This is a genomic window from Mesorhizobium sp. LSJC280B00, assembly GCF_000502835.1.
Taxonomy (GTDB): Bacteria; Pseudomonadota; Alphaproteobacteria; order Rhizobiales; family Rhizobiaceae; genus Mesorhizobium.
In genome coordinates this window covers 46,851-65,651 of record NZ_AYVL01000002.1, presented here as the reverse complement: position 1 = coordinate 65,651, position 18,801 = coordinate 46,851, and the positions used below count along the sequence as shown (strand labels likewise).

Annotated in this window: 18 protein-coding genes; 8 read left to right on the top strand and 10 right to left on the bottom strand. The window is 64.1% G+C overall.

Annotated features, from left to right (window positions below; genetic code table 11):
- Window positions 1–144: 144 nt before the first annotated feature.
- Complete coding sequence (locus tag X773_RS42550; RefSeq protein WP_023674384.1) at window positions 145–1,038, bottom strand: DMT family transporter; 894 nt, start codon at window positions 1,036–1,038, stop codon at window positions 145–147.
- Between the two features lie 90 nt (window positions 1,039–1,128).
- Between X773_RS42550 and X773_RS42545 the strand changes: the two genes are divergently transcribed.
- Both X773_RS42545 and X773_RS42540 read left to right on the top strand, forming a co-directional pair.
- Window positions 1,129–2,055: a LysR family transcriptional regulator gene (locus tag X773_RS42545; protein WP_023674383.1), complete on the top strand. Its 927-nt coding sequence runs from the start codon at window positions 1,129–1,131 to the stop codon at window positions 2,053–2,055.
- 234 nt (window positions 2,056–2,289) lie between these two features.
- A complete protein-coding gene (locus X773_RS42540; protein ID WP_031211156.1) occupies window positions 2,290–2,523 on the top strand; it encodes a DUF2093 domain-containing protein in 234 nt (77 codons plus the stop codon).
- A gap of 259 nt (window positions 2,524–2,782) precedes the next feature.
- Here the strand turns inward: X773_RS42540 and lpxK are convergent, their stop codons facing one another.
- From lpxK to epmA, 7 genes are all read right to left on the bottom strand, one after another.
- A complete protein-coding gene (gene lpxK, locus X773_RS42535) occupies window positions 2,783–3,811 on the bottom strand; it encodes a tetraacyldisaccharide 4'-kinase (RefSeq protein WP_023674381.1) in 1,029 nt (342 codons plus the stop codon).
- Window position 3,812: 1 nt separating this feature from the next.
- Window positions 3,813–5,129 carry a lipid IV(A) 3-deoxy-D-manno-octulosonic acid transferase gene (gene waaA, locus X773_RS42530; RefSeq protein ID WP_023674380.1) on the bottom strand — a complete coding sequence of 439 codons (1,317 nt, stop codon included), beginning with the start codon at window positions 5,127–5,129 and terminating at the stop codon, window positions 3,813–3,815.
- A complete protein-coding gene (locus X773_RS42525; RefSeq protein WP_023674379.1) occupies window positions 5,126–5,905 on the bottom strand; it encodes a lysophospholipid acyltransferase family protein in 780 nt (259 codons plus the stop codon). The genes waaA and X773_RS42525 overlap by 4 nt, the downstream gene beginning before the upstream one ends.
- A 5-nt stretch (window positions 5,906–5,910) precedes the next feature.
- A complete protein-coding gene (locus X773_RS42520; protein ID WP_023674378.1) occupies window positions 5,911–6,156 on the bottom strand; it encodes a DUF4170 domain-containing protein in 246 nt (81 codons plus the stop codon).
- Between the two features lie 74 nt (window positions 6,157–6,230).
- On the bottom strand, window positions 6,231–7,037 hold the full coding sequence (locus X773_RS42515) for a 3'(2'),5'-bisphosphate nucleotidase CysQ (protein WP_023674377.1): 807 nt from the start codon (window positions 7,035–7,037) through the stop codon (window positions 6,231–6,233).
- Window positions 7,024–8,367, bottom strand: a complete 1,344-nt coding sequence (locus tag X773_RS42510; RefSeq protein ID WP_023674376.1) for a TldD/PmbA family protein — start codon at window positions 8,365–8,367, stop codon at window positions 7,024–7,026. Before X773_RS42510 ends, X773_RS42515 begins: the two co-directional genes overlap by 14 nt.
- A gap of 167 nt (window positions 8,368–8,534) precedes the next feature.
- Window positions 8,535–9,581, bottom strand: a complete 1,047-nt coding sequence (gene epmA / locus X773_RS42505; protein WP_023674375.1) for an EF-P lysine aminoacylase EpmA — start codon at window positions 9,579–9,581, stop codon at window positions 8,535–8,537.
- A 114-nt stretch (window positions 9,582–9,695) separates the two neighbouring features.
- On the opposite strand from epmA, the gene efp reads away from it, so the two are divergent.
- Complete coding sequence (efp, locus tag X773_RS42500; RefSeq protein ID WP_023674374.1) at window positions 9,696–10,262, top strand: elongation factor P; 567 nt, start codon at window positions 9,696–9,698, stop codon at window positions 10,260–10,262.
- 131 nt (window positions 10,263–10,393) lie between these two features.
- Here the strand turns inward: efp and X773_RS42495 are convergent, their stop codons facing one another.
- A complete protein-coding gene (locus X773_RS42495; RefSeq protein WP_023674373.1) occupies window positions 10,394–11,401 on the bottom strand; it encodes an AraC family transcriptional regulator in 1,008 nt (335 codons plus the stop codon).
- A 226-nt stretch (window positions 11,402–11,627) separates the two neighbouring features.
- On the opposite strand from X773_RS42495, the gene X773_RS42490 reads away from it, so the two are divergent.
- From X773_RS42490 to X773_RS42475, 5 genes are all read left to right on the top strand, one after another.
- On the top strand, window positions 11,628–13,010 hold the full coding sequence (locus X773_RS42490; RefSeq protein ID WP_023674372.1) for an FAD-binding oxidoreductase: 1,383 nt from the start codon (window positions 11,628–11,630) through the stop codon (window positions 13,008–13,010).
- 648 nt (window positions 13,011–13,658) lie between these two features.
- Complete coding sequence (locus X773_RS76155; protein ID WP_023674371.1) at window positions 13,659–13,811, top strand: hypothetical protein; 153 nt, start codon at window positions 13,659–13,661, stop codon at window positions 13,809–13,811.
- 142 nt (window positions 13,812–13,953) lie between these two features.
- Window positions 13,954–14,934 (top strand): hypothetical protein, encoded by a 981-nt coding sequence (locus X773_RS42485; RefSeq protein WP_023674370.1) that lies wholly within the window; start codon window positions 13,954–13,956, stop codon window positions 14,932–14,934.
- Window positions 14,934–15,968 (top strand): hypothetical protein, encoded by a 1,035-nt coding sequence (locus tag X773_RS42480; protein ID WP_023674369.1) that lies wholly within the window; start codon window positions 14,934–14,936, stop codon window positions 15,966–15,968. The genes X773_RS42485 and X773_RS42480 overlap by 1 nt, the downstream gene beginning before the upstream one ends.
- Window positions 15,969–16,081: 113 nt before the next feature.
- A complete protein-coding gene (locus X773_RS42475) occupies window positions 16,082–16,822 on the top strand; it encodes a gamma-glutamylcyclotransferase (RefSeq protein WP_023674368.1) in 741 nt (246 codons plus the stop codon).
- On the opposite strand, the gene X773_RS42470 is transcribed toward X773_RS42475, so the two are convergent.
- On the bottom strand, window positions 16,809–18,791 hold the full coding sequence (locus X773_RS42470; protein WP_023674367.1) for a glycoside hydrolase family 127 protein: 1,983 nt from the start codon (window positions 18,789–18,791) through the stop codon (window positions 16,809–16,811). The genes X773_RS42475 and X773_RS42470 overlap by 14 nt on opposite strands.
- Window positions 18,792–18,801 lie beyond the last annotated feature (10 nt).

Sequence of the window (18,801 nt, the reverse complement as noted above, 5' to 3'; positions counted from 1 at the left end):
GTAGGGAGCCTACCCGCCGACGCCTCGCGAGGAGCTTACCCTCCCCCTTGGGGGAGGGTCGCTGCGAAGCAGCGGGGTGGGGGTACGAAGAGAGCCGCTGTACAGCGGCTCTCTTCGAGTCAAGCACAGCCCCAAACCCTTTGCTCATCTCTTCCAATTCACCACGATGACGCCGCCCAGCGCCAGCGCCCCGCCGATGATGCCGAGCACCGTCGGCACCTCGCCCAGCCAGAAGAAGCCGATCACCGTCGCCACCGGCGACACCAAATAGAGGAAATTGGAAGCGCGCGCCGCCGGCAGCCGGGAAAGTGCTGTTGCCCAGGCGGCATAGGCGATGAGGCTGGGCACGATGCCAAGAAAGATGACGGCGCCGAGCCCGGCGGTGTCGGCGACCGCCGCTTGCGCCAGACCGCTCGGCAGGAACGGCGACAGGCAGAGCGCGCCAAGCACCATGTTCGAGGCCGAGATGGTCAGCGGGTGGTGGCGACCAAACAGCGGCTTCTGGACGATGGTGTTGACGGCCGAGCACAGCGCCGAGCCGAGGACAAGCAGCGCACCATTGTTGAAATGCAGCCCTTGCCCCTCGCCCATGGCGATGATCCCGATACCGGCGAAGGACAGGAATGTGCCGGCCCAGGCCAGGCCCGAGAAGCGTTCGCCGAGCAGCGCCATCGCCATGATGGCGGTGAAGATCGGGCTGACATTGATGATGAAGCCGGCCGCACCGGCCGAAACGGTCAGCTCGCCGAAATTGAGCATCACCGTGTAGAGTGCGACGAAGACGGCACCACCGAAGACAAAGCGCCAGAGTTCATCGAGTTTGGGCAGTGCCGGCCGCTTGACCGCGAGGAAGATCGCCGCCGGAACCGCGGCGATGGCAAAGCGCAGCGCGCCGAGTTCCAGCGGCCCGAAAGCGGCAAGGCCGGCGCGGATCCCCGGAAAGGCGGAGGCCCAGCCGACCACCGTCAGCGCCACCGCGATGGCAGCCGTGGCATCCATGCGCTGTGTCGTATTCAACGTGCCGGTGTAAGCGCTCATTTGGGTGTCCTCGCGATCCAATGCCATGAAGTAGAGAAACGCTATTGCGGGTCGGTTGACAAACGAACAAATCGAGGATCACCTGTGACTATGGATCACAGCTTAGACCCGATGCTGCCGCTCGAAACGCTGCGCGCCTTCGACGCCGCGGCTCGGACCGGCAGCTTTTCGGCGGCGGCCGAGAAGCTCAACATCACCCACGGCGCCGTCAGCCGGCAGATCGCCAAGCTCGAGGGCTGGCTTGGGCTGAAAGTCTTCGATCGCGGCGCGCGCGGCGTCTCTCTGACCGTCGAAGGCAATCGCCTGCATCTGCGCACCACCGAAGCCTTTGCCCTGATCGCCAGCAATTCGGACCGTTGGGTAGAGCCGCGCGGCACGGCGGTGGTGCGGCTGACCTCGATCCCTTCGGTCAGCGGGCTGTGGCTGATGCCGCGCATGGCGGCGCTGGAGAACCACCCGTCCAAGCTGCGTATCGTGCTCGACGTCGACATCCGCCAAGGCGATCTTGCCGACGAGGGCATCGACCTGTCGATCCGCTGCGGGCGCGGTCGCATTCCGGGCCGGATCTCGGTGCAGCTTTTCGAAGAATATGTGTTCCCGGTCGCCTCGCCGGGACTGGCCAGGGAGATCGGTCGCGGAGAACCCGCCCGACTGCTCGAATTTCCGGTGATCAATGATTCCGACGCTTCGGCCTGGCGCGCCTGGTTTGCGGCGCAGGAGATGGACTATCGGCCGCGGCCGCACGACCGCCGTTTCGAGGACTACAACCTCGTGCTCGACGCCGCCGCGCACGGGCTCGGTATTGCGCTGGCACGTCCGCCGTTGACGGTGGACCAATTGAAATCGGGCCGCATCGTCGCCGTAGACGAGCGCAGTGCGCTAAGCCCGATATCCTACTGGCTCGACCGGCCGCTGGGGCGCCCGCGCGCCGCCGCCGCCGAACTCGCCCGGCGCATCGCCGTCCAGGCCGGGCTGTCAGCGGAGAAGATCGAAGAGTTTATCATCGCCGAGGAATGAGATGTCTAAGGCGCGTCGCGTTCGACCGGCCTGATGCGACGTGTTTCAGGTTCTTGTGTTTATGCATGTCGTTATCGCAAAACCGCTGCACACTTTTGCGCGACATGCATTGGCATCCGGTTTGCCGGCTTGTTCGAGCAAGTGCCACCAGAAACAGAACCAGGCAAGGCCAACCGAGCTTGACCTCGCCGCAATTTGTGGCGATGACATCGTCATGAATTTGGGCACCACCCCATGATGAACCGTTTCGAAGGACCCGGCGGCAAGGAAGCCCGCATCCGCTATCTCGACGGCGACTTCCAGGTGACCAGCCCCGGCGCCTTCGTGCGCTGCGCGGTGACCGGCGAGAGCATCCCGCTCGACGAGCTCAAATATTGGAGTGTCGCCAGGCAGGAACCCTATGTGAACGCCGCTGCCTCGCTGCGCCGCGAGATCGAAGCGCATCCGGAACTGCGCCGCCGACGCTAGTCCAGCGCAAATGGAAGCCGCCCCGTTGCGATCCTTCGCGCGCCGCCTCCTGCCGCGACGTCAAGCCGGCGACACCGAAACCTTAGAGGTTATCTTGAAATAAAAAACCCGCCTCGGGGCCCGAGGGCAGGTCTCGGTGAATCATCACCATAACCGAATTAGTAGCATAGCTGCCGGCACAAAGCAAGAACAAAATACGTTCGACCGGCGGAAAGCTGCAAATTCCAGTCCCGCATTGCCTCGGTGCTCAAGCTTCTGGTCAGCCTTTAAGCCGGCGCTGCCGCCAGGCATCCAGCGTCTCGTCGATGATGCGTTGCGGCACATGGTCGAGTTCGAAGACGGTGTCGATCTCCAGCACATCGAGCCGGTCGAGGAATTCCGGCGGTGCCGCGCCGTGACGCAGGCGGGCAGCGTCCTTGGCGGTGGTAATGAGGCCAAGCCCGGCTTTACGTGCCGTCGCCGCCAATTCGGCAAGCTCGTCCGCACTGTAGAAATGATGGTCAGGAAACGGTCGGGTCAGCGCAAGCTCGCCGCCGGCCTCGATTACGGTGTCGAAAAACCTGTCGGGATGGCCAATGCCGGCGAACGCCAGGAAACGCCTGCCGGCCAGCGTCACCTTGCTGCTCGGGGCAGTGTGCGCCTCGAAGATCGGCCTGCCGGCGCGCGCTGCCTGGCGCACGACCGTGTCGGCCGCGGTGCCCTCGCCCATCTTCAGCAAGGCGCTGGTGAAGACCAGTTGGTCGACGATGTTTGCCCGCAGAGGCCCGCCGGGGATGACGCGGCCATTGCCGATGCCATGGCGCGCATCGACAACGACCAGCGCATAGTCGATGTGGATGCGCGCGCTCTGAAAACCGTCATCCATGATCAAGAAATCGCAGCCGAGCTTCTCCAGCAGAAGCCTGGCGCCCGCGGCCCGGTTCGGCGTCACCGCGACCGGCGCGTGTTCGGCCAGAAGCAGCGGCTCGTCGCCGACATGCTTGGCGGCGTCGTGGTGCGGATCGACGATATGCGGCTGCGCGAAGGAGCCGCCATGGCCGCGCGACAGGAAACCCGGATTGAGCCGCATGCGCCTGGCCTGCTCGGCCAGCGCGATCGCCACCGGCGTCTTGCCGGTGCCGCCGACGGTGAAGTTGCCGACGCAAAGCACCGGCGCCTCAACCTTTTCGCGCGGCGCGTGCCGCATGCGGCGACCGGCGACAAGCGCATAGACGGCGGAGAGCGGCGACAGCGCCGTGACCCGCCAATCGGGCTCCTCCCACCAGAAGGGCGGCGCTTCCGAGGTCACGTCAGCGCCCGTTCGCGCCCTTCAGGCGCGACTTGACGACCAGCGGCTGGATATAGGGCTCGAGCGACCTGAGCGTATGCGCCAGCGCACCGCGCATCTCGTCGACCGTCGCCGCNCCCGCCGCCATCATCTCATGGCGGGCCGCCTCGTTGGTCAAAAGGAAATTAACGGCGCCGGCCAGCATATCGCGGTCGCGCACCAGCTTGGCGCCGCCGCTATCGAGCAGGCGCTGATAGGCCTCGCGAAAATTCTGGACGTTGCGGCCGGCAAGCACCGCTGTCTCCAGCATGGCTGGTTCCAGCGGGTTCTGGCCGCCCTCGGAAGTCAGCGAACGGCCGACAAAGGCGATTTCCGTCAGCCTCAGATAAAGCCCCATCTCGCCGATCGTGTCGCCGAGCAGAATATCGGTGTCGGCGGTGATCCTGTCGCCCTTGCTGCGCTGCGCCAGCTTCAGGCCCATGCCGGAAATCTGGGCGGCCAGCTGCCCGGCGCGATCGGGATGGCGCGGCACGATGATGGTCAAAAGCCCATGGTGGCGCTTGTGCAGCATGGCATGAACTTCGGCGGCGACCGCCTCTTCGCCGTCATGGGTCGAGATCGCCGCCCAGGTCGGGCGGCCGCCGATCTGGCGTTTCAGCGCCGCCAACGCCCGTTCGTCGGCCGGCGGCGGCGCGGTGTCGACCTTGAGATTGCCGGATACGGTGACCGGCCTGGCGCCGAGCGAAAGGAAGCGCTCGCCATCGAGGTCCGACTGGGCGACGACATGGGCAAGATTTTCGAACAATGCTTCGGCAATGTTGGCGCGCTTCTTCCAGGACTTGAAGGAGCGGTCGGACAGCCTGCCGTTGACCAGAACCTGCGGCACGCGGCGGGCGCCGAGTTCCAGGATGGTCATCGGCCAGATCTCCGATTCGGCGATGATCGCCAGGTCCGGCTGCCAATGGTCGAGGAAGCGGCTGACCGCCGGCTTGAGGTCGAGCGGCACATATTGGTGGATGATGCGGTCGCCCAGCCGTTTTTCGGCGACCTGCGCCGAGGTGACCGTGCCCGTCGTCAGCACGATGTTGACGCCGTAATCGAGAATGCTCTCGACCAGCGGCACGACGGCGATGGTCTCGCCGACGCTGGCTGCATGGATCCAGATCACCGGGCCTTCGGGACGCTCGCGTCCGGCGACGCCGTAGCGTTCACGCCGGCGAATGCGGTCCTCCTTGCCTCTGGAAGTGCGCCAGGCGACGTAAGGTCCGACCAGCGGGTAAGCGGCGGCCCCGGCGAAGCGGTAGGCCGTCAGGAAGGCGCGGGCCCAGCGCATACTCATTTCGAACCGTCCACAAGGCGATAGGCCTCGGCGGTCGCGGCATTGAGCGAGGCCGTGACCTCCTGGCGCTTGCGTTCCATTTCCGCGGCGTCGGCGTTGGCCGGCACGAAGATAGGCGTGCCGACGACAATCGAGGAGCGGCCGAAGGGCAAGTTGATCGTCGTCTTGTCCCAGCTGCCCTCGATCACCTTGCGGCGGCTGGTGGCTATCGCGGCAGGCAGGATCGGCCGGCCGGACAGCCGCGCCAGAAGGACGACGCCGAGCCCCGCATCGCGCGGCGTGCCGTGGGGAATATCAGCAATCATGGCGACATTCTTGCCGGTGGCGAGCGACTTTTTGAGGGCGATGAGCGCCTTGGCCCCGCCCTTGTCGAGATGCCTTGCGCTTTCGCGCCCGCCAGAGCCGCGCACCGCCTCGATGCCGAATTTCTCGACCATCAGCGCGTTGAGCTCGGCATCGGCGCTGCGCGATACCATGGCAACCAGCGGCCGTCCCTTGGGATAGTAGGCCGGGGTCAGCAGGTGCTGGCCGTGCCAGAGCGCGATGATGCCAGGCTCGAGCTGCGCATAGGCGCCGCCGGAAAACTTGGCCGATCCGTCGACCATGCGGTTGGTCAAGCGGACAAGGCGGACGAAATACGCAAACAGCGCGGCAAGCGCATTCTTGACGAATCGCGACTGCGCCAGCGGTTCGCGGATCTTGCGCCAGAACGTCTTCGGCTTGCGACGTCTGACCGCCGACCGCGGGGCTGATCGCTTGACCGCTTCATGGTTCATCGATGTCAACCGACAGCCTTGTTTTCGGGGTCGAGCAGGCGGTGCAGGTGAACGACGAAATAGCGCATATGGGCATTGTCGACGCTAGCTTGCGCCTTGGCCTTCCAGACGGCGTGCGCCGATTGATAGTCCGGATAGATGCCGACAATATCGAGCGCGTCGAGATCGCGGAATTCGGTGCCGCCCAGCTTCTTGAGTTCGCCGCCGAACACCAGGTGCAAAAGCTGTTTCTTTCCGTCTTCAGCGGCCATGTCGATCCTTCACATATCGTGAGTTTGGGACAGGTCTAGACCAAAGCCGCCGACTTTGGAACTATTGATAGTGGTCAATTGTCCAGCCCGGCGATGACGCCGGCGAGCACGGCGAGGAGTTCGCCGCTGCCGGCGGCGAGCGATCCGTGACGGATCACTTCGCCGGCATAGAGCGGCGCGCGGCCATGCCGATCGAGCAAGGCGCCGCCTGCCTCGCGCAGGATGAGATCAGCCGCGGCGATGTCCCAGTCATGCGCGTTGGCCTTGACGAAGGTCGCATCGAGCTGGCCGCCGGCGATCATCGCCAGCCGGTAGGCGAGCGAAGGAATATAGAGCACGCGCTTCAGCCGTTTGTGCCATTTCGCCGGCATCAGGTCGATCATCGCCTTCGGTCCGGCGATTTCGGCCGTTTCCGACGGCGGACGCACGCTGATGCGCCTGCCGTTCAGGAATGCGCCCTCGCCCGGCAGCGCCCAATAGATTTCGCCCTTCGCCGGGCAGTCGAGTACGCCGGCAAGCGTTCGGCCGTTCTCGACCACAGCGACGCTGACGCACCATGTGGGCAGCCCTTCGAGGAAGCCGCGTGTGCCGTCGATCGGATCGACGACAAAGGTGCGGCGCGCGACGAGCCTTACCGGGTCGTCGACGGTTTCCTCCGACAGCCAGCCATAATCCGGCCGGGCCGCCAGCAAGGTCTCGCGCAGATATTTGTCGGCGGCGTGATCGGCTTCGCTGACCGGCGAGGTGCCGCCCTTCATCCACACCTGCGGATTGTTGTTGAAGTACTGCATCGCGATGAGCCCCGCCTCGCGGGCGGCATCGCGCAACAGCTGCAGGTCTTCAGTAGCGCCGGCCGAGACGGCCGGGTCAAGCTCCGGCAAGGGTCATTCCTTCGATCAAAAGCGTGGGCGCGGCAGTGCCGAAATTGCGGTCGAGATCGCTCGCCGGAACCATGTTGAGGAACATCGTCTTCAGATTGGAGGCGATGGTCACCTCGGCGACGGGATAGGCCAGCTCGCCATTTTCGATCCAGAAGCCGGAAGCGCCGCGGCTATATTCGCCCGTCACCATGTCGACGCCCTGGCCGAACACTTCGGTGACGTAGAAGCCGGACTTGAGCGACTTGATCAGCTCTTCCGGCGTGTTTTCCCCGGGCTCGATGGCGAGATTGGTCGACGACGGCGAGACCGACGAGCCGCTGCGCGAGCCGCGCCCATTGGTGACGAGGCCGAGTTCCCGAGCCGCCGAAGTCGATAGGAACCAGTGGTTGAGCACGCCCTTGTCGACCATGAACAGTTTTTCGCCCTCGACGCCTTCGCCGTCGAACGGGCGCGAGGCCTGTCCACGGCGCCGGAGCGGCTCGTCGGTGACGGTGATTGCGGCCGAAGCCACCTTCTTGCCCATCATCTCGCGGAGAAAGCTGGTCTTGCGCGCCACCGCGGCGCCATTGATGGCACCGGCAAGGTGGCCGGCAATGCCGCGCGCCACACGCGGATCGAACACCACGTCGACAGGCCCGGTCGCCGCCTTGCGCGCGCCAATGCGGCGTACAGCGCGCTCACCGGCCTTGCGGCCGATGTCTTCCGGCGCGTCGAGATCGGAAAAATGCTGGCGCGAGGAGAATTCGTAGTCGCGCTCCATGCCGGTGCCCTCGCCGGCGATCACGCTGGTCGAGCGTGAAAAACGCGAGGCGACGTAATGGCCGACGAAGCCGTGAGAGGTGGCGAGCACCAGGCCGCCGAGCCCGGCACTGGCGCCACTGCCGGCCGAATTGGTGACGCCCTTGACGGCAAGCGCCGCCGCTTCGGCGGCAAGCGCTGCTTCCTTCAACTGGTCCGCCGACACCTCGGTGGCGTCGAACAGATCGAGGTCGCGCGGTTTCTTGACCAGCAAGGCCGGGTCGGCGAGGCCCTGATAGGGATCCTCGGGGGACACCTTGGCCATGGCGACGGCGCGCTCGGCCAGCATATTGGGGTCGGATGCCGCCGTTGCCGAAACGCTCGCTACCCGCTTGCCGACGAAGACGCGCAGCGAGACGTCCTCGCTCTCGGACGCCTCTGTGCCTTCGACCTTGCCAAGCCGCACCGACACGCCGGTCGAGCGGCCGCGTACCGCAACGGCATCGGCGGCATCGGCGCCGGCCCGTTTGGCAGCCTCGACCAGGGCCGCGACGCGATCGGTCAGTTTCGCTGCGTCGAGCGTATCGGTCATGCGCATGATCCTGTTATTTCCGGCCGGCTGAAGGGCAGCCGCTGCTGCACCATCTATTGTCCCGATGCGCCTTCTGCAATGGCGAAGCGGGCAAACCGGGTGCATCAAGCGCCGAAACAGGACCGCAGGCCGCAGGCGGATGAACGGCGAGCGAGATCGACAATCCCTCAGGAAGCGGCCACCGGCGTCCAGATCACGTCGTCGATCCTGAGCGCGCCGGTGGCAAGCATCACCAGCCGGTCGAAGCCGAGCGCGGCGCCGCTCGCCTGCGGCATGATGGCGAGCGCGGCGAGGAAGTCCTCGTCGATCGGGTAGCGTTCGCCATAGACGCGCTGCTTCTCATCCATTTCGGCGGCAAAGCGCAGGCGCTGCTCGGCCGGATCGGTCAACTCGCCAAAGGCGTTGGCGAGTTCGACGCCGCAGCAATAGAGCTCGAAGCGCTCGGCGGTGCGCGGATCGTCGGCGCTCGGCCGGGCCAATGCCGCCTCCGAGATCGGATATCCGAAAAGAATGGTGTTGCGCCCCTGCCCAAGCGCCGGCTCGATTTTTTCGACCATCACCCGGCTGAACAGGTCGGCCCAATTGTCGTCGGGCGCGGTCCGCAATCCGGCCTGGACCAGGGCGGCATGCAACCCCGCGCGGTCGGTGCTGCCATCGGCTGCAACCGTCGCCAGCAGATCGATGCCGGCATGGCGCATGAAAGCTTCGGCGACGCTCAACCGTTCCGGCTCGGCGAACGGATCGGCTTCACGGCCGCGGAAGCTAAAACGCTTCGCTCCGGCCCGTTCGGCCGCCAGCGCTACGAGCTCGGCGCAATCGCGCATCAGGCTCTCATAGGTCTCGCCGACGCGGTACCATTCGAGCATGGTGAACTCAGGATGGTGCAAGGGGCCGCGCTCGCGGTTGCGCCAGACAGCCCCGAGGCTGAAGATGCGCTCCTCGCCGGCGGCAAGCAGCTTCTTGCAGGCGAATTCCGGCGACGTGTGGAGGTAGAGCGGCTGGCGCTGCCCGTCCGGCCCGATCGCCTCGGTGGCAAAGGCCGACAGGTGCGCTTCATTGCCGGGCGAGACCTGCAGGGCCGATGTCTCCACCTCGACGAAGTCGCGGCGGCCGAACCAATCGCGCATCCCGGCGGCAATGGCATTGCGCAGGATCAGCCGCGGCCGGCGGTCGGCGTGGACATGCGGCGTCCACCACGGCGAGGCGGCGGTCATCGGCTTCAGGGGAATTGCACAGAGGGCTGGCGATTGCGGCCAAGATGCGCTAGGCCGCACGCAACGGCCTCTCCAGCCGATTTGCGCCAATAAATTTTATCAGGATGGAAACCCGTGAAGGTCATCGCCAGCTCCTTACGCAAAGGCAACGTCGTCGAAAAGGACGGCAAGCTTTATGTGATCCTCTTTGCCGAAAACATTCATCCTGGCAAGGGTACGCCGGTCACCCAGCTCGACATGCGGCGTATCTCCGACGGGGTAAAGGTTTCCGAGCGTTACCGCACCACCGAGCAGGTCGAGCGCGCCTATGTCGAGGAGCGCGAGCACACGTTCCTCTACCGTGACGGCGAAGGCTTTCACTTCATGAATCCGGAGACTTACGACCAGGTCGCGGTGCCGGAAAGCGTGGTCGGCGACATGGCGCCTTATCTGGTGGAAGGCATGCCGGTGCAGATCTCGCAATACAACAACATCGCCATCTCGCTGGTACTGCCGCAGCGCGCCACTTTCGAGGTGGTCGAGACCGAGCCGGTGACCAAGGGCCAGACGGCGTCCTCGTCCTACAAGCCGGCAACGCTGTCCAACGGCGTGCGTACCCTGGTGCCGCCACACATCAGCGCCGGCACCCGCGTGGTGGTGATGACCGCCGATGGCGCCTATGTCGAGCGCGCGAAGGATTGAGGCGCGAAGTCTGACACGCCTCGCCGAAAGCGTCGCGGCGGCCGGTCATCGTCTACCGCTTTGTGCCAGGGGCTTTCGGGCATTGGGACGCTGCACGCAGACCGAAGCGTCAACGCCCTGCCAGTTCTTTCCTATTGTACGACGCCAGCGGGCAATCTCTGAGCCTCGAGCAACGCCGACCGTCCCTTTCGCCAGGTGCCAGGTGGAATGCCGACGAACTTTTTGAAGGCGCGATTGAAGGCGGCTTCCGACTCGTAGCCGACCTCGGCACCCGCTTGCGCGATGCTCATTTCGGGCCGTTCGAGCAAGCGTCCTGCCAGTTGCAGACGCCAGCGAGCAAGATAATGCATGGGGGAGACCTCGACATAGTGGGTAAAGCGGCTCGCAAACGCCGTGCGCGAGAGCCCTACTTCGCGGGCGAGCCGGTCCAATGTCCATTCCTCCCTTGGGCGAGCGTGGATGAGCCGGAGCGCCTCCCCGACGTGTGGATCCCGTAGGCCTGACAGCCAGCCGCGCGAATCGTCGGGGAGGGTCTCGAGATGGCGGCGGATGATCTCGACAAACATCAGCTCGCTCAGCTTGGCGAGGATCGTCTCACAGCCCGCCCGCCCACTGCCACCTTCAGCCAGCGCCAGCCGAAAAAGGTCGATAACCCAGCTGCTTCCATCGGCGGGCTTGCGGGCACACAGGATGGCCGGCAATGCGGCCAGGAGAGGATTGAAGGGACGTGCATCGCAGCCAAGATACCCGCAAATGAACCGGGTCCGCTCGTCTCCCCCGCCACCATGGATCACCGCGAACGGCAGGCTCTCGTCTATCGGCCGATAATACATCGCCATATTGGGTTCGCCCCGCGCCCCCGGCGAGGAGCTCAACACGTTCGGAACACCACCGGGGAAGACAACGACATCACCGGCGTTGACGAGCACCGGCGGCACCGAATCGTCTCCCAGCGCGGCCCAGCACGAGCCCGACATCACGGCATGAAAAGAAATGATGTGCTCTGCCTCCGGCATGACGGCGGCGGCAATGTCGGCCGTGCCCGGCGACTCGCCAACCCAGGGAGAGCTGGCGTCGACGTCGAAATAGATCGCACCGGTGAGGCGAACGGCTCGGAGCACATCGGAAAGGACATCCATGCACTACACCTCCGGAAACGATCGGCTACTCCCTTTGACAACGAGTTTTTCCGCCAGGCATCTCGAACTATCCGGCAATATGGCCGCCCGAGCAACTATCCATCCGGTCTAATCCTACTCTGAACGATCGGGCAACAGAAATGGACGATGTGACATTTGCGGGAACAGCGGGCGGGATTAGCGTTTCATCGGCCGGCCGACAGGTCCAATAACAGGGAGGAATGTCATGAACGATGAAGACATCACCAAATTCGCAGCAAGCCTGCGAGGCGAAGTCATCCGCGCCGGCGACGCCCGCTATGACGAGGCCCGCAAGCTCTACAACGGCATGATCGACAAGCGGCCGCTGATGATCGCCCGCTGTGTCGACGTCGCCGACGTAATCACAGCGGTGAATTTCGGCCGCGACAACAATTTGCTGGTTGCGGTACGTGGCGGCGGCCATAACGGACCAGGATTGGGGAGCTGCGACGACGGTCTGGTGATCGACCTGTCGGCGATGAACGGCGTGCGCGTCGATCCGGATGCCCGCACGGCGCGGGTGGGCCCGGGCTGCACTCAGGGCGACCTCGACCATGCCACCCATGCCTTTGGCCTGGCCGTACCGGCGGGCATCATCTCGACCACCGGGGTCGCCGGACTGACGCTGAGCGGCGGCCATGGCTATCTGACGCGCAAATATGGCCTGACCATCGACAATCTGATCGAGGCCGATGTCGTGCTTGCCGATGGAAGCTTCGTCACCGCCAGCAAGGAGCGGAACCCCAACCTGTTCTGGGCGCTTCGCGGCGGCGGCGGCAATTTCGGCATCGTCACCAGCTTTGTGTTCAAGCTCCACCAGGTCAGCATGGTCTTTGCGGGGCCGATCGCATGGGATCAGCGCCACGCCCGCACCATCATGCAGCATTATCGCGAGTTCCTGCCGAACGCGCCCGAAGAACTCGGGATCTTTCTCGGGCTCAAGACCGTCCTCTCGAGCGCACCCTTCCCGGAAGAGTTTTGGGGAAAGCGGATGTGTCTGCTGATGTGCTGCTACAACGGCCCGGAGGAAAAGGGCAGAGAGGCGCTGGCCCCGCTGCTCGATGCGCTGCCCGCGCCCTGGTTCAACTGGATGGGAACGATGCCCTATCCCGCGGTGCAGAGCATGTTCGATGGGCTCTACCCAAAGGGAATGCAGTGGTACTGGCGGGGCGATTTCGTCAAGACGCTGTCCGACGAGGCGATCGACGCCCATCTCAAGCAGGCGGCGAAGACGCCGAGCGAGCTATCGCTCATGCACCTCTACCCGATCGATGGTGCGGTCCATCGCGTCGGCAAAGACGAGACACCCTGGAATTACCGTGATGCGACCTGGTCGATGGTCATCGCCGGGATCGATCCGGACCCACAGAAAGCGGGGCCGGTGACGCGCTGGACCAAGGCCTACTGGGAGGCCGTGCATCCGTTCGATCTGGGCGGCGCCTACCTGAACTTCATGATGGATGACGAGGGCGATGCAAGGCTCAAGGCGGCTTATGGCGACAACTATGAGCGCCTGGCTACGCTGAAGAAGAAATACGACCCAAACAACCTCTTCCGGGTGAACCAAAACATTCGACCGGCTGCTTGACGGCGGCCCTCGTCAGGCCGGCAAGCGTACCGGCCGGCCCAGCTAAGGCTCGGCCGGTACGATAGCTGCCGGTCAGGACGCTCTGATCCAGACCAGCATCTCGCCGGAATCGTGGTGTCCCAGGCGAAATACGGCACGGTGACTTTTGCTTCCTCGACCGCCGGTGATTTTCAAACGCCTCTTTCCTGTCAATAGCCGACAGCGTGACGACGCCGCCGGGCACGTTCGAGAGCTGACTACATTTGAAACCAGGCCAGACGACCGCCGAATGGCGTCCAATGAGCCATGCCGGGCTGCTTTTCAGGCTACCCCGCGCTTCTGATCGTAGTGGGCCGCGTACTGTCCATGCACAAGTCCGGACCTGTTTGGCGACACCATCATGACTGGATCGTTCGCACATGATCGACAAAATGACCCGGAAATGACCGAGATACAAAGCTTTCCTTCAGTTGTGCATCAATAAGCCGCGACAATTTTTTAGCCAATCTTTAGGCAAATTCTCAGGTTTATCGACAGACAGCAGACAATTCGGCAAAACGGTCTTTGCTGGATTTATGTGGATGGGCAATGCATCCCTACTTGACACCGGGACAAGCTGAAGAGCTATGCTGAACATGGGTCGCAAGTTTGCGCGGAGGGAATCTGTTCATGGATTTCATCGAGAGTTGGTTTGGTATTTCACCTGACGGCGGCGACGGATCGACCGAAGATCTCTACATACTTGCCGTTGTCGCAATATTGGCGCTCGCATTCCACAAGCGCATCGTGCAGTTCGCGCGCGGTTTCTTCGCGCGGAAATAGCCCGCGTACCGTTCGAGCCCAGCTTTATTCGTCTGACCAGAGTACAAACGGCACCAGTCGTCTGACACTCCAATACACTGTTGCCGCGCGAATCCCGTTGTTATCAGAGCGTTGCCCTGCGTTAGCTTCAGAGGGGAAGTCGATGCGAGGAATAGCGGCAATCCTGCGAGCACTGTTCTCCGCCTGGATTCCGGCACTGATCGAGATGGCTCGCCGTTTCTGTCGCCGGTGGCGGCTAGGGGGTGATCGCCGGGTCGACCAGAAAGGGTCCCGGGCGCATTGCGTACCGATCGACCACCCTGCTTTCTGCCGGCCTGACCCGCTGATCTACGATCAGTATTACCTGATCGGCCTTGGTCTCGCGGTCACCTGGGATAATCCCGATATCGAGCTACGCCAGGGTGGTGTGCCCGTTCCCGCCGGCAGGTTGCAGGCGGACACCGACTACGAGGTGCGGGTTCGCGTATGGAACGCCTCCCCGGATGCCGTCGTCGTCAAGATGCCGGTCCATCTGTCCTATCTGTCGTTTGGCATCGGAACCGTGTCGAATCCGATAGCCACCAGGCCGGTCTCGGTCGGGGTGATCGGATCCGCCAGCCAGCCTGGGTTCGTCTCCTTCGACTGGCATACGCCGCGGCAAGCAGGTCACTATTGCCTGCAAGCTTTGCTCGACCCGGCCGATGACGCCAACTTCGCCAACAATCTCGGGCAAGAAAATACCGATGTCGGACTGGCGCAGTCGCCAGCAACATTTCAATTCGAGTTGCGCAACGCTACCCGTCGGCCGCATCGGTACCGGTTCACCGTCGATGCCTACACCATTCCGCCGCTCGGCCCCTGTCGCGACGACCGGCAGCCAACGGAAGAGACCGCCAAGGCGGAGCAAAAGCGCCGGCTGGCGGCACACTTGCCGTCGGCTCATCCCCTGCCGCCGGGCTGGAAGGTCGAGATTTCGCCTGACCTGCCGTCGCTGGCGCCGGGCGAACAGGTGACGATCACGGCGGTCGCTACGCCGCCGGACGGCTGGACCGGGCGGCAAGCCCTCAATCTGAATGCATTTGACGAGGGTGACCGCGCCAGCGGCGGCGTCACCTTGACCGTCCTCAGCAGCTTGGAGCCGTGATGGCCACCGACGACAAATCCTGGACCAAGTGCACGACCGCCGACGAGGTGATTTCGGTCAACCAGTACATCAGCGCGGCGATTACCAGCGGCATATTCGCAGCCGTGATGGTCGTGGTGGTGGTCGCGATGGGCGAGCCGTGGTGCATACCGATCGCGCTGGTGGTGACTGAGATTGTGTGGATTCTCGCTTATTGCGACTGGTGGCTCAACAAACGGCTGGTTTGCCTGGGCGAGCCGGTGAGTATCGTCGGCATGGTCATCAGCATCGAGCCGCCGTCGGAGAAGACCTGGCCAGGAAGCCTGGACTCCGACTACAGCCTCAATTTGCTGCTGCCGAACAACCCGGTGGGCGTCTCCCAGGCCGTTGCCGCCGCCAGTGCCCCGTTCGGCTATCTGATGGCCGAAAACGCAATCACCTCCTCGCACGGCTTTCTGTTCACGGGGAACCCGGCGGAGGACAAGGTGACCGGAGTAAAGTCAGAGGCGCTGCATGTGGAGTTCGAAGGGGCATCGATCCATGACCTGCAGACCGTCAACATCCTCGCCCTGATCGCCGCCCTGGCAGCGCTGGCGCTATGCATGTCGGGCGTCGGCGTGGTCGTCGCCTACGTATTGGCGCTTCTCGCCTTGCTCGCTTCGCTGCTCGGCGCGGCCTTCAGCAGTTCGGACACCGCTAGTCCGAGCGACGCCGGCCTGCCCAGCATCGAGACCAACAAAGGCGATGGAACCGGAGCGACAATCCAGGGGGTGACCGGCCGGTGGGTCTATGATGCCGGACACATCCACGACAGCTTTCATGAAGGCCACAACGAACTGCATCCGGTCCAACAGGCCCAGATTCTGGGACGGCCATGGGACGGCGACTGGCCCGACGATATCGACGAAATCGTTCGGGGCTACCAGGACGGCTACGCGCAGTCCCAGGATCCGCTCACCAAGGCGCAACAGGCCCGGCCCGGCTCCCGGTGGTCGGTTCATCCCTATGTTGACGGCTGCAACGACACCGTCCGGCCAGATCAGCCTCCGCACTAAGCCAGTCAAGCTGTTGGACACGATAGTTCGAATCCCGATACCGCGCTGGTGTACTCGGCCCTTGAGAATTCTTCAGCCTTCGGCAACATGGCGGCAAGGCTGAGAGCATGAGGATGAGCAAGGTCATTTCCGCCGCATCACGGCGTTCGCCGCGCAAGACACCGATGGCGCTGACCGAGGCGCTGGTCGCCCGCACCTTGCGTGCGGTCGAGGATGCCGGGCCGACGCCGGGCATGGTCTACATGACCGATGCCGATTACGCGCGCATTCGCGACGAGGTGCTGGCCGGCGCGCCGGGCGGGCCGGTGAAGCTGTTCGCCTATGGCTCGCTGCTGTGGAAGCCGGCCGGCGAGGTCAGGGGTGGCGAACGGGCCGTGGCGACGGGCTGGCATCGTTCGTTCTGTTTTACGGTGCAGCGCTTCAGGGGCACCATCGAGCAGCCCGGCCTGATGATGGCCCTCGACCGCGGCGGCCAGTGTCAGGGCATGGTATTCGAGATCGCCGAGCCAGTGGGGGCCAATCTCGAAACGTTGCTGCGACGTGAGATGACCATCCTGCCGGCCGTCAACGTGCCGCGCTGGCTGCAGGTCAGGACGGGCGACGGCACGGGCCAAGCGCTTGGTTTCGTTGTCGATCCCGCCAATCCGCGCTATGCCGGCAAGCTCGAAAAGCGAGCGATAGCGGCGACCCTGGCCACGGCCGTCGGCCATTGGGGTTCGGGCGCCGAATATCTGTTCGAGACCATTCGCCATCTCGACGCCTGCGGCATCCGCGACCGCAATCTCTGGCAGTTGCAGGAACTTGTGGCCGAGGAGATCGGTCGGGCGCTGCGATCGGGCTTCATTCGTCCCTGAGCCAGACCAGCATCTCGCCGGGGTCGCGGTTGTCCCAGGCGAAATACGGCACGGCGGTGATTTTCGCGTCCTCGACCGCCGGCGGTTCGGTGCGGTAGAGCCCCTCTTCCCAGTTTTCGAAAGCCTCCTTTTTGGCAATCGCCGAAAGTGTCACGACGCCGCCCAGAAGGTTCGGCTGCTGATGCGCCTCGATGTCGGCCGTGCGCGGCAGAGCGATGCGGTGCAGCTGGCTGGAATTGTCGGTCTCCTCGACGCAATAGATCAGCGGGCCGCGCGCCAGTGCGACACGGCCGATATCCTGCCGCACCTGCGGATTGGCGTAGAGGCGGTCGACGGCCATTTCGAGGTCGAGCTCGACCCGGTCGCCCTTGCGCCATTCGCGGCGGATCGCGGCATAGCCGTCGCTGCTGATGGCAGCCAGATCGACATCGGCGCCGTTGACCTTGAGCGCTGCCTTGCGGCACCAGGCCGGCAAGCGCAGGTGCAAAGTGAACTCGGTCGGAGCTTCCGGTTCGACAGAGATCGAGACCGCGCCGTCCCATGGATAGTTACTGGTCTGGGTGAGCTCTATTTGCCGGTCCGCGATATCGAAACGAGCCGTGCCGTTTCCATAGAGATGGACGGCGAGTGCGTCGTCCGACAGGCCGTAGAAATAGCTGCCGATCGAGGCGACCATGCGCCCGACATTGGGCGGGCAGCACGGGCAGCGGTGCCACTTCCAGCGGTGGTGGGCGCCGCGGCTTTCGAGCGGATTTTCGTAGAAGAACAGCGAGCCGTCGAGCGACAGGCCGGAGATCGAGCCGTTGTAGAGCGCCCGCTCCATGATGTCGGCGTAGCGCGCATTGGGGCCCATGCCGAGCATGCGGCTTGCCCAGAACACCAGGCCGACCGAAGCGCAGGTTTCGGCATAGGCGGTGTCGTTGGGCAGGTCGTAATCGGCAGTGAAACCCTCATTGTGCGAGGACGGCCCGAGGCCGCCGGTGACGTAGAGGTTCTTGGTCATGAGATCGTCCCACAGCCGGTCGAGCGCCACCCGCAGCGTGTCGTCGCCATATTCGGTGGCGATGTCGGCCATGCCCGAATAGAGATACATCGCCCGCACCGCATGGCCGACGACCTTGTCCTGCTCGCGCACCGGCTTGTGCGACTGGTTGTATTCGTAGGTTTTGAAATGATAGGCCTTGGGGTCGGCGCCGCGGGCGCGCGCCTCCTCGTCGAAATAATGCGGCTCAAGGCCGCGCTGATCGATGAAATATTTGGCAAGCTCCATGTATTTGCGCTCGCCCGTCACCCGTGCCAGCTTGACCAGCGCCAGCTCGATCTCCTCATGGCCGCAATAGCCCTTCTTCTTGCCGGGCTCGGGACCGAACGTCTCGGCGATGTGATCGACATAGCGGCACATGATGTCGAGCAGCTTGCGTTTTCCCGTGGCCTGGTAATAGGCGACCGCGCCTTCGATCAGATGGCCGGCGCAATAGAGCTCGTGGCAATCGCGCAGATTGGTCCAGCGCAGGCCCGGCTGGATGCGCTGGTACCAGCTCGACAGATAGCCGTCGGGCTGCTGCAGCTTTCCATACATGTCGATGACGGCATCGATCTTCTTCTCCAGCTCGTCGTTGCGGCGGCGGTAGAGCGAGTAGGCGGCGGTCTCGATGGTCTTGCCCCAATCCGAGTCCCAGAACATCTGCGTCGTCACCGTCGATCCGGTAAATTCGTTGCCGGCGGTGGCTGCCTCGTCCGGCGAGGGTGAGTGGAACGGAATGACGACGCCCGGCGATGGCCGGTCCGGGTCGATCTGCTCGAGCATGCGCGCCTCGACGCAGCGGTCATAGAGGATGCCGGCGGTCTTCGAGGCGACGGCATCGACACGGTCGCCCCAGAAGCCGCGCACATCGACCTGCGGCACGGGCAGCGGGCGGAAGGCGAGTTTCGGCTTGGCGCCCTGACTGGCGGATTGCGATGCGGTCATCAATTTACTC

What these genes read in the sequence shown, in the direction of transcription:
- X773_RS42550 (WP_023674384.1), bottom strand. Translation starts at nt 1,038, where the DNA reads ATGAGCGCTTACACCGGCACGTTGAATACGACACAGCGCATGGATGCC.
- X773_RS42545 (WP_023674383.1), top strand. Translation starts at nt 1,129, where the DNA reads ATGGATCACAGCTTAGACCCGATGCTGCCGCTCGAAACGCTGCGCGCC.
- X773_RS42540 (WP_031211156.1), top strand. Translation starts at nt 2,290, where the DNA reads ATGATGAACCGTTTCGAAGGACCCGGCGGCAAGGAAGCCCGCATCCGC.
- X773_RS42525 (WP_023674379.1), bottom strand. Translation starts at nt 5,905, where the DNA reads ATGAACCATGAAGCGGTCAAGCGATCAGCCCCGCGGTCGGCGGTCAGA.
- X773_RS42520 (WP_023674378.1), bottom strand. Translation starts at nt 6,156, where the DNA reads ATGGCCGCTGAAGACGGAAAGAAACAGCTTTTGCACCTGGTGTTCGGC.
- X773_RS42510 (WP_023674376.1), bottom strand. Translation starts at nt 8,367, where the DNA reads ATGACCGATACGCTCGACGCAGCGAAACTGACCGATCGCGTCGCGGCC.
- epmA (WP_023674375.1), bottom strand. Translation starts at nt 9,581, where the DNA reads ATGACCGCCGCCTCGCCGTGGTGGACGCCGCATGTCCACGCCGACCGC.
- X773_RS42495 (WP_023674373.1), bottom strand. Translation starts at nt 11,401, where the DNA reads ATGGATGTCCTTTCCGATGTGCTCCGAGCCGTTCGCCTCACCGGTGCG.
- X773_RS42490 (WP_023674372.1), top strand. Translation starts at nt 11,628, where the DNA reads ATGAACGATGAAGACATCACCAAATTCGCAGCAAGCCTGCGAGGCGAA.
- X773_RS76155 (WP_023674371.1), top strand. Translation starts at nt 13,659, where the DNA reads ATGGATTTCATCGAGAGTTGGTTTGGTATTTCACCTGACGGCGGCGAC.
- X773_RS42485 (WP_023674370.1), top strand. Translation starts at nt 13,954, where the DNA reads ATGCGAGGAATAGCGGCAATCCTGCGAGCACTGTTCTCCGCCTGGATT.
- X773_RS42480 (WP_023674369.1), top strand. Translation starts at nt 14,934, where the DNA reads ATGGCCACCGACGACAAATCCTGGACCAAGTGCACGACCGCCGACGAG.
- X773_RS42475 (WP_023674368.1), top strand. Translation starts at nt 16,082, where the DNA reads ATGAGCAAGGTCATTTCCGCCGCATCACGGCGTTCGCCGCGCAAGACA.
- X773_RS42470 (WP_023674367.1), bottom strand. Translation starts at nt 18,791, where the DNA reads ATGACCGCATCGCAATCCGCCAGTCAGGGCGCCAAGCCGAAACTCGCC.